A 272-nucleotide genomic window follows, 5' to 3' on the forward strand; every position below is an offset into this window, starting at 1 on the left:
TAGTCCGACAGCTTGCCCGGACGCTTGAACATGTTGCCTGTGTCGTCAGGCCCGTCCAGGATCAGCTGCTCCTCGGCCTCTGCCTTGGCCTCCTCCTCGGTGTGACTGACGCCAACGAGGTTTCGGTAGGCGATGAACCTCATACTGTGGCACGCGGCACACACCTGCTTGTACACCTCGTACCCTCGTCGGATGCTCGCATGATCGAATGAGTCGAACCACCCACTGTGACTCCATGGGTTCTTGGGTGGATGAAGTTCGAGGTCTTCAGC

The 272-nt window shown here is 58.8% G+C and carries 1 protein-coding gene; it reads right to left on the reverse strand.

The genetic code is table 11. From position 1 onward, the window contains the following. Window positions 1–272, reverse strand: a 272-nt coding sequence (locus P2081_RS21315; RefSeq protein WP_369011425.1) for a cytochrome c1, incomplete at both ends; no start/stop codon positions are given.

Origin of the sequence: Pseudophaeobacter profundi (genome assembly GCF_029697505.1) — a bacterium.
In the GTDB taxonomy this organism is placed as follows: Bacteria; Pseudomonadota; Alphaproteobacteria; order Rhodobacterales; family Rhodobacteraceae; genus Pseudophaeobacter; species Pseudophaeobacter profundi.